This is a genomic window from Lachnospira sp. (assembly GCF_016290755.1).
Classification (GTDB): domain Bacteria; phylum Bacillota; class Clostridia; order Lachnospirales; family Lachnospiraceae; genus Lachnospira; species Lachnospira multipara.
The window spans coordinates 20,110-31,018 of record NZ_JAEEVD010000029.1 but is presented as its reverse complement, the minus strand read 5'-3'; the positions used below and the strand labels follow the sequence as shown (position 1 = coordinate 31,018).

The 10,909-nt window shown below is 31.4% G+C and carries 6 protein-coding genes; all 6 read right to left on the bottom strand.

The features are described from left to right. On the bottom strand, positions 1 to 553 hold a 553-nt coding region (locus QVA17_RS08080), incomplete at its 3' end, for a hypothetical protein (RefSeq protein WP_287387720.1). Positions 554 to 709: 156 nt separating this feature from the next. After that, positions 710 to 1,360, bottom strand: coding sequence for an ABC transporter ATP-binding protein (locus QVA17_RS08075; RefSeq protein ID WP_287387718.1), 651 nt, complete (start codon positions 1,358 to 1,360; stop codon positions 710 to 712). A gap of 83 nt (positions 1,361 to 1,443) precedes the next feature. Next, entirely contained in the window at positions 1,444 to 2,733 is a 1,290-nt protein-coding gene (locus tag QVA17_RS08070) for a hypothetical protein (protein ID WP_287387715.1), read from the bottom strand. A gap of 118 nt (positions 2,734 to 2,851) precedes the next feature. Continuing rightward, entirely contained in the window at positions 2,852 to 3,364 is a 513-nt protein-coding gene (locus QVA17_RS08065; RefSeq protein ID WP_287387712.1) for a hypothetical protein, read from the bottom strand. A gap of 393 nt (positions 3,365 to 3,757) precedes the next feature. Then, on the bottom strand, positions 3,758 to 7,552 hold the full coding sequence (addA, locus tag QVA17_RS08060) for a helicase-exonuclease AddAB subunit AddA (RefSeq protein ID WP_287387709.1): 3,795 nt from the start codon (positions 7,550 to 7,552) through the stop codon (positions 3,758 to 3,760). A 1-nt stretch (position 7,553) separates the two neighbouring features. Continuing rightward, complete coding sequence (locus tag QVA17_RS08055) at positions 7,554 to 10,829, bottom strand: PD-(D/E)XK nuclease family protein (protein WP_287387707.1); 3,276 nt, start codon at positions 10,827 to 10,829, stop codon at positions 7,554 to 7,556. Between the last annotated feature and the right edge of the window lie 80 nt (positions 10,830 to 10,909).

The following is a 10,909-nucleotide window of genomic DNA, read 5'->3' as shown; positions in this document are numbered from 1 at the left end:
CTCTTATACCGCCTCTTGCGTTATTTGCGTCTTTTACTCCTCCTGTTGATGTAATTAATCCTCCATATATATTTAATGGATAATTTGTTGCACTTTCATCTGACCAATTCATAATTCCAAAATAATCACTTGTACATGTTATATTAAGTCTTCCATTGCCTTTATCTTGTCCATAAATATTTAACACTGCACCTAATACAAGTCCAATGCCACTTGTATTTCCCGATACAATATCTAATTTAGTATCATCAGCAAGAATTAGATTGACTGTACCATTAACTGTTATATCAGCATTAATCGTAGTCTCTCCTTCAGTAATATACCAGGTTTCTTTCTCTTTCTCACCTATCTCTCTTGTTTTGTCAGTTATCTTATTAATCACAATATCATTGGATAAACTAGCTTTTTTTAGTGATTTAGATTCAGAATCCCAATCCATATAAGTAACCACTTCTGTTGCCTTAGTTTGAATAGTTGGCACAATTAGTAAACTTACTAACATAACTGCCATAATGCTGCATATGATTTTCTTACAATTATGATTAAACTTCATATAGCCCTCCTATTTTTTCACGTATTATTATAAGAACAATATAATACCAAAAGAAAATATAGTAAAGCATCAGTTTAAATTTCACTGTAATCTCCTAAAGTATGTAATTTTTAAGCATAAAAGGCTTGATGAAAGTTTCTACTAGAGCGGCCATTATTATATAGCCTCCAATCTGACCATATCTTTATCTAGCAACTCCATTCTATAATTTGAGAACTTTTGTAATTTTTCATCCCTTGAATGAGTTGAAAAGATTATAATACCATTATTCTTTTCATTATATTCCTCTAGAAATTTCAAAAGATTAATAACAGATTTTTCATCCAAATTAACAAAAGGTTCGTCAAAAAGAATCAACTTCGGCTTTGTCAATAAACTTGTTATAATCTGTATTTTTTGTTTTGTACCTAATGATAAATTCTTGATATACATATCTTTGTATTCTACTACTCCTAAGATATCTATCAGTTCATCTAACAATTCATCAGCTAATACTTCACTGTCAGATAGATTCTTTATTAAACTTATATGTTCCATTAAGCTAAGATGAGAATATAAAAAATCACTGTTATTAATTAAAACAACCTTTTTTATAAACTCGTTATAATCATTTTCAAGGCTGATACCATTATATGTAATTCTACCTTCGTATTTTATTTGTCCACTTATAATTTTTAGTAGTGTCGTCTTCCCTTGTCCATTTTTTCCAAAAAGCGAAACTATGGCTTTTTGAGGTATACTAAATGATATTGTATTAAACACTTCTCTATCAGCATATTTTTTGTATAAATTATTGACACTCAACATTTTCTATCTTCCATTCTTTTTTTTACTTGTAGTTATTTGCGTAGCAAATCACTACTTGTGTGCGAGCCGCGGCTAAGCCGCATCTAATGCAAGCACTTCCTTATTACTATGTAAGCTAGTAAAAAACAGCTATAACCACTTATGTAAAATAAAAAAGATGCAATATCACCTTTTAGCTTATAACTAACAAGCCAATAACTAATAATAATTACAGGTAATCCCATAATAATATAATCTTCAAAAAAATCTTTAAGGATATTTGTATCCAAGTCATCTTTAATCTCGTCTAAATCTGCAATCATAGGATTGTACATTCTAGACGTGCAAATCATTAACGAACATGTATATATAATAAACGTGATAGCGCTAACCAACAGACTAATCCATTCAAATCTACCTGCTATTATTACGCTAACAGCCAAGATTATTACATCAATACAAGACTCACTTAGCAAGAATAAAAATGTTGACTTAATATACTTATTTCTTACTCTAAACTTATTTATAAAATAAAAATTCGTAATTCTCATATCTTGGCTTGTAATAATATCTTTGTAATAATATGACACATATACGTTAGTAATTGTTGCAACTAGCGATGCAGATATTATGTAAACATAGTTTCTATCAACACCTATAAAACTAATTCCAACAATTATTAATCCTATAATTACCGTTATTATTTTTTTGTTTACTCTAAAGAAACTACTATTATATTCATAATACGTTTTTCTTTTTAGCAACTTATAAAATTCACTTTTTTTCTCAACTGTTATACTAATGGTAGTATCTTTTTCTTGCACCAAATCTCTGTTATCGTTTTTTAGCACTAAAGCGATCATGTCTATTTTTTTATAAAGCTTAAGTAAAACAAAAGAGATTATGAGATTTATTGATAACGATATTAGTGTTATTGCTATTCTTACCAATATATGACATCTTAAAACAAAGAATATTGCTATCCCACTTATAACTATGTATAGCCATATGTTTTTTGTTAAAAAACGACATACTATATTTTTTCTTTTTCTTTTACTTATATTCACCTTTGTGAGAAAGAATCTCAACTCTAGAAAAAATTCTGTTACTTCGTTATTATCAAAGTTATATACAATAAATAAATTTGTAACAGCACATATAATACAAATTTCAAGGATTTCATAGTTTATAAAATGTGTGATTATTAAACACAATATTGCTAAAAAACCATATTGTAGGACTTCTGTTAAAATATATAAATAGTAAAAAAAAGACACAATATACCTTTTATCTTCATCGACAAAAATATTAATTAGCGGTTTAATTGTAAATGCTATTTTCTCCTCTAGACTTCTTTTTTTAATTAGTCTATGCAATCTAAGATATTCCTTCATATTAACTTAAAGCCCACGCAATCGCTACAATACCTAAAATGACAGTTGCAATACTAATAATCAAATTCAGTATTAGTGTCTGCTTCATTTTTTTATTATTATTTTCCATAATTTTCTCCTATATTCTATTAATCAACCAAAAACCTATACTAATCAAATATTCAATCATTACGGTACACGAAACAGTGATTACATACTTTGATTTAAATCTATTCCTATAGATAGCAAAATACATCAATATTCCTTTTATAACAATTGATAATGGAATTACATTAATAAGCTTAATTGTGCTTATCCTATAATCCCCTATTATTGTCAAAACCAGAAAATTGATTACAACTATCAGAAAATCAACCACAAGTATTTTGAATGCATTTTCCTTCATTGATATTTTATTATCTACAATTATATTGTTTATCACTACAAGAAGAAATAAATCTATAATAACCATAATAAGCAAAAGAATTGTCTGTATTATACAAACTGTGATTATGATAAAGAGATTATTATTGTTTATTATATCTTTATAGTCACTATTGCTATTTAGAACATTTCCAAAATTAAATGCAGATATCAATGCATTGATAATCAATATAATTAATATACTCATAATTTTTCGACTTTTGTTCATATATACTCCTTAAAGATAATAGGTACCAGGACTGGTGCCTCTTATGTGATTATTGATATTGAAACTTCAATTAGTCTTTAGCTTTTTTTATTTCGAAATATGATATTATTATATGTGAAATTTAAAAATATTCAATAGTTCGAGTGTCTTATTTTTTTCATACATATTCTAATTAGTTTACTAAAAACATAGTACTTTTTATATATAAAACATATAACTCACCAAAATAGTTTCCTTTTCTATATAAATACTTAATCTACATTTAAACAAGTAAACAAATAATCAAACTTTGCATAAAAAATCCCCCTTAGCATGCTTTTTGTAAATACAAAATTGCAAACTAAGAGGGCAATATTAAGTTTCATTTAATGTACCAGTAGCTTTAAAGAGAATCTAAACTGATATTTCTCTACCCATACTTACTGAATATATAATTCTTTCTTTAACTTTAATTCCTGTAATCTGTTCTACTGCTTTGCCGTAGTAGTCAAGCTGAATCTTATAACGTTTCTTTAATTCATCAATGCCTGCTTTACCAAAGCGAACACGGTCTGTCTTATAGTCTACGATTATTATACCATCATCTTCTATAATAAACATATCTATAATACCCTGAACTAGCTGTCCATCTACATCAAAGACGAAGGGCTGCTCTCTTCTTAATTTACCAAGACTGCTTGCCCTAGTTGCTAACTTACCCACTTCTGATTTTGTAAATTTATAGATGTCCTCTGGCTTTATGCAATCATATTGTTGCTTAGTTATCTTCTCATCCATAAGCATCTTATGAATATTATCCTTTATGTCATCTAGAGTCTCAACCTTACTATAATCAAGGCATTCAAATATTCTATGATAAGCACTACCTCGCTCATTACCCACAAGTTCATCCACTGTATTCTTAATAAACTTAGGGATATGCTTATTCTCGTATTCCTTAGTTAGTTCTGTTTCTTGACTTTCTAGATTATCCTTAGATTCTAGGCTTTTCTGTATCTCCATACTAGAAGCTTCCATAGAATCCTCCTTATCTTCTTCCTGATCCTTGTAGTCTTCCTTTATTATAGACATGGCTTCACTATCAAAGTCAGCATCTGCCTGCATCTTCTTAAGAGCTGATACTGTAACTTTAACTGGACGCTCTGCCTTAGGGTCAATTACATAATCTGGAAGTGGTGGTAGGCTTCCTTTTTTAAAATCTTCCTTAGTCATGGTTGTTTCAACCACTTCAACTGACTGTGCTTCCTTTACCACATCTGCTGCCGGTAATATATCAATTTGGAAGTCTCCTGTTTGTCGTTCCTTAGGAAGTAGCGCAACTGGAAGTACCATAGCTAAGAAGCTATTATGTTTATTAAGCTGCATATAACTAAAACCATTGGCGTTATTAACTAATGTTGCATCACTTGTTGCTGTTTCAATTAGCTTATTAGCATCATCAACAGCTGAAACCATTATTAATTTCTCTCTTGCACGAGTCATTGCAACATAAAGTACTCTTTGTTCCTCAGCTCTTGCTTCCCTATCAATTCTATTCTTAATGGCTCCCTTTACTATTGTGCTTGTCTTAGTTCTTGTATCTAAGTCTATATAATCCATTCCCATACCAAGATTGGAATCAAGAATTAGAGTTCCTTTAGAGTCTTGTAAGTTGTATTGCTTATTAACTCCAGCCATAATAACGATTGGAAATTCTAGGCCTTTACTCTTATGAATTGTCATAATTCGAACTAAATCTTCATTCTCAGAAAGAGTTGATGCCTCTTCAAAATCAATGTCGAATTTTTTCAAGCGCTCTATATAGCGTAAGAAATTAAACAAGCCTGTGTAACTTGTCTTACTATAAGCTGCAGCCTTATCAAGGAATATTTCCAAATTCAACTGACGCCTCTTACCTGCTGGCATTGTACCAACATAGTCATAATAACCAGAATTATAAATAATATCCCACAATAGGTCATATACATTTAAAAGATTAGACTTCTTACGATAATCATTTAATTCAGTTAAAAAGACACTTATCTTATTAGCTAGTTGTCTTATTTCTTCTAGGCTAATAGCCTCAAAGTCCTCATCTAATACTCCATCAACTTCCTCGACAATTGCAAGCATCTCATGATAAAGATTAGGATGCTCAAGACAATTTTCTTTCTTTAAATAGCGGCCAAGAACTCTTATATTTACCAAATCTTCTGAATTAAAGCCACCAAAGTATGATAAAAGCGAAGCCGATAAAGGTATTTCTTGCACCGGATTATCTACTATTGTAAGGAAACTAAGCAACACGCTAATTTCCCTAACATTAAAATAGCCCTCACTATAATCACTATAAGCGGGTATATTGTTATTCATAAGAATATTAACAAGTCTATCTGACCAACCCTTATTAGATCTTACAAGTACAACAATATCCCTATAACTTGCTCTTCTATAATCTCCAAGATCTGTATCAAACACATAGTTTTCCTCATTAACTATCTTTCTTACTAAGGAAACTATATGAAGTGCCTCTAATTCCTTATTGTTATAACTTCCTTCTTCATAGCTAGCTGACATATCTGCATCTAGGCTGTCATCATCATCAGATTCAATAAAATCCACACCCTTTCCATCAATTAGATGTATTTCGCATGGACTATTATCAAAGCTTGCATGACTACTAGTTTCTGGATAAGGAAATCCAGGGTTTAGGCTAACTTCACTTGTATAGGAAATGCCACAAAAGGCCTTATTAAACACGTTTAAGAATACATCATTAGTTGCAAAAAGTACTTCCTTTCTTGAACGGAAATTCATCTTTAACTCGATTTTCTTAAATTCATCTGAGTCGTATTTATAACTATCGTATTTTTCAATAAAAAGATCTGGACAAGCAAGCCTAAAGCGATAAATACTTTGCTTTACATCACCTACCATATACACATTATTAGGTTCGTTTAATCTAAGCTTTGATACTGCATTAAGAATAACTTCCTGTAACATATTAGAATCCTGATATTCATCAATCATGATATAATCAAAATTCTTAGCTAATTCATTGGCTGTATCCGTATAAACTATGTCCCCATCTTCCTTTTTTATAAGAATTGATAGGGCCATATGCTCCATATCATTAAAGTCAATAATTCCACGATCTTTCTTAACTGCGGCTAATCTTTCATTGTATTCCTTAGCTAGCTTTATTATAGTCCTTACATATGCGTAGCAATGCTTAACATCTGCTATTAGACCATCATAATCCCTAGAAAAAGTCTTCTTTAATTTCTCAATATATTTCTTATAATCATCCCTAGCATTCTTAACCTGGTTTTTTAAATCATCGTCTATATCAGGATTTGATCTAATTGAAGGCATTCTATCAAAGGAGATTCGTCCTAATTTTTCAATAAATTCCTTAAGATTACTACTTTCAAGTAGACTGTTCATTCCTGCTGCCTCAGCTTGCATAGTAGACTTGTATTTTTCTGGTCCCATTGGTCTATCGCAAATCTCAATCATGCCCTCATATAAATCGGCGTATCCCTCTAGGGATAATACAATGCTAGATAAACAGTCCTTTATTGCTGCATTGTCATCATCTGAATCAATGCTTTCATATACCTTTAGAACCTTGTCATACCACTCATCAATCCATGGATTAGATCTAGCAAGGTCATAGACCTTTTCAATTAGGTCATTAATCTTACTGTCATCCCTACCTGTAGCGTAAGCTTCCACTAGATTAAGGAAATCCTTATCCTGCTTTTCATAATATTCCTCTATTAAATCATCTAACACATCCGCTCCAAGAAGCTTAATTTCTCCCTGGTCTGCAGTTCTAAAACCTGGATCTAAGTCAATTTCTGAAAAATGATTTTTAATAATCCAAAGGCAAAAACTATCTATAGTTGTAATCTGAGCATTATTAAGTAAGGTCTGCTGTCTAAGTAAATTAGTATCAAGTGGATTCTCATCTAACTTAGCTTCAAGTGCCTTTCTAATTCTGTCCTTCATCTCACTTGCTGCTGCCTTAGTAAAAGTAACAACTACGAATTTATCAATATCAGTAACCGGCTCTGTTGTAATCATCTCTACAATACGTTCAACAAGTACGGCTGTCTTACCAGAACCAGCTGCAGCTGAAACAAGAATATTCTTATTACGTTCTTTAATTGCTAATAACTGATCTTTAGTCCAATTCTTACCCACGCTATTCCTCACCTTCCTCTTCGCTAATTTCCCCAAGTGTGGTCTTTATGTTATGCCATATAATCTTATCCTCTAGATTAGCAAGTCTTCTAAATCCTTTCTTTGATAAATCAGCACTAAATCCACAAATACTCTTATAAGAGCAGTAATCACAACCTGTTTTTTTACCCTTTATATATGGGTTTATCTCAATATTACCCTCTATAATTTCATTAGCCTTCCTTATATTCTCCTTAACAGTATAATTAGAAAGCATCTCCAACTGCCTTGTAGACATTACCTTACTAGCCTTAGCAAGAGTGCCGTCAGTTTTAAGCTTTATAGGAATAGATTTAGCTTCCTTCTTATCTGTCATATCCTCCATAAGATTATAAACATGTTCATTATCATTAACTAAGCCCTTCATCTTAAGTTCCTGCAACATAGCCTCATCTATTTCATCACTATCATCTGGATTAGCTTCAACAATAGGATTGTCCACATTCAAATAAAGAATACCTGCAGGCACATAATTCTTCTTGTGATATCTTCTTTTTTCAAGTTCAATAGCCTCTCTAAGATAAGTTATAAGCTGTATCTTAAGTCCATAATACATAGATAATAAGTCAAGATCTTGCTTACCTGACTTATAATCCACTACCCTAACATAGAGATTATCCTCATCTTCACAAATATCAACTCTATCAATCTTACCATTCATCTTAAAGCTAACATCCTTTGGCATAGATTCCACATCTGTTAAGAATTTAGCTTCTAACATATCAGGCTTAAATAATCCTGATTCAAGATGCTTTCCAATTGTCCAAACTGATCTGTCAATAATATCTGTCATTCGCTTAATTAGATATTCACTTCTCTTAGTATCTGTAAGTAAAGATTTAGCATTTTCATCAATTGCAACCTCCATCCCCTTCTTAACTAACTGCGCTCTCTCTTCATCACTTATATTAGAAAAAGACATCTTATTCTTAATAATTTCTGATGAAATGTGTTCTAGGGCTGAGTGAATAATTGTACCAAAGTCCTTAATTTCAAAAGAATATTCTTCTCTTTCCTGTAATCCTAGGCCATAACGAAGAAAATATGCATAGTGACATCTTTCATAATCTTCAAAGGATGTTACACTTCCCCTAAGTTCCTTGCCATATAAGCTTAAGGCCTTAGCTGCGGCTATTGTATCAATAATACCTTCATCATCAAAACTCAATTCAGATTTAGGAAATGTAAGATAAAAATCACCTATACTTTCATCTCCACCATAAATAACATCTAACTTAGGGTACAGCTTCTTAAGTGTTCGTATCATATATGATGGTAAAATTGACTTTCCTTCTGTATCCTTATTGGCATAGCTTATATAAAGCTTCTTAGCTGCCTTTGTTAGGAACAAATATAAATAATAACGCTGAACAAAAGCCTTCTCCTGATTAGTTGGAGATAGCTTTACATCCATACTTTCTAAGCTTCTTCTATCCGTTTCAGATAAAATACTTCTTGAATCTGATCTTGCAGGAACAAGTCCATCATTAACTCCAAGGAAAAATAAGACCTTAACATCATCAAGTCTTGTTCTATTAATATCACCAATTACAACACAGTCATTACTTGGTGGAATGAGACCAATTTTTATTTCTTCAAAGCCAGAATCAAGAATCTTAACATATTCTCCTAGGCTTACTTTCTCAGTTCCAAGTAGTTCCACTAGTTTATCAAAAAGATCCATTACCAAAGCATAAACCTTCTCAAATTCATCAGCTAAATCACTATCTGCGCCTAGGTTAATAATCTTCTCTTCACTGTTAAGCATACATAGGAAATCATAAAGGGCAAGGGTTAATTTATGTACATTTCCTTCAGCTTCCCTAAAATCTTCCTTTAATTTAGCAAGTGGTGTAACTATCCTTTTTCTTAGACTATTAAGCTTTTCAAGGTCTGTTTCGTTAATATGTCCTCTAAATTTCCTTGTCCAAGGATTCATCCATTTCTTATTACCTTTAATTCCAACAGCTCTAATGTAATTATCAATTAAATCAATATCATCAACTGAAAGATCAGTCATAGAAGTTCTCAAATAGCGCATAACCGCATCATAACTAAAGTTCTTAGTTACAATTTCCAGGGCAGCACGAATAAACTCAACTAAAGGATTAGATGTAACATGTCTCTTATAGTCAAGGAAATATGGTATGCTATTTTGTTCAAGGATATTAGCTGTAAGTTTTCCATATCTTTCCATATCAGAAGTAACTATAGCTATATCTGAATATCTAAATCCAGATAATCTAGTGAGCTTTAAAATCTCATTAGTTGCATAATGAATCTCATCCTTAGGATAATTGCCAGAATAAATAACTAAGTCATTAACATCTTCCTTATAACGTGTCCATTTTTTTCTAAAGAGGTTGGCCTCTAAAAAGGCTAATTCCTTATTCTCTTTAAATCTATAATTATCCTCTAGTTTAATATCCTCTAACATTTCAATATGCTCTTCATCACAAATCTTTCGTAGTTCAAAGGCACATTCCTTAGTCATAAAGAAAATATTCTCCATGCCAGTATCTACATTAGTCTTCTCTCTTACGTCTGCTGTAAGTGTTAAATAAATCATATCCGTAACTTCAAGAAGTATTCTAATTAGTCTATACTGCACTGGTGTAAAACCTGTAAAGCCATCTAAAACAATAGTAGAATTCTTTAACATCTTAGAATCTATGGCTACCCTTGCTAATACATCAAGAATCTCCTCACTTGTAATATAACTCTTATCAATAAATTCCTTAAATCCGTTGTAGATAAGCTCAATGTCCTCTAGCTTATAGCTAAGGACAGTATCTCCCTTAACATCTTCTCTAATCTTAGATAACTTATCCTTATCAATGTCATATTGTAAAAGCTCCGAAATCACAGACTTCATCTGTTCTGTAAAACCTGTGTTACTTGTATTACTAGCAAAATAGCACATCTTAGACTTATTCTGCTCTAAAACCCTTCTTATAATTAAATTCTTACCTGTATCATCAAGAATAGGGAAATTAACTCCTCCAACCTCTTCAAAAACCTTAAAAGCAAGTCTTTGGAAAGATACAACATCAATATTCAAAATACCCTTTTTAGGATGTAATTCTACCACTCTCTTCTGTATTGCCATTGTGTACTGTTCTGGCACAACAATAATATAATTCTTATCTGGATTCTTAATTGATTCATCTATTATCTTCTTATAAATAAATGTTGACTTACCGGCACCTGAACCGCCAAAAATAAGCTGTAAAGCCATAAACCCTCCCGTAAATCTTAAGTTAATATCGCTAAGAAAAATTATATCATAGCTAAGCGAAAATAGAAAGTATGTTCGAA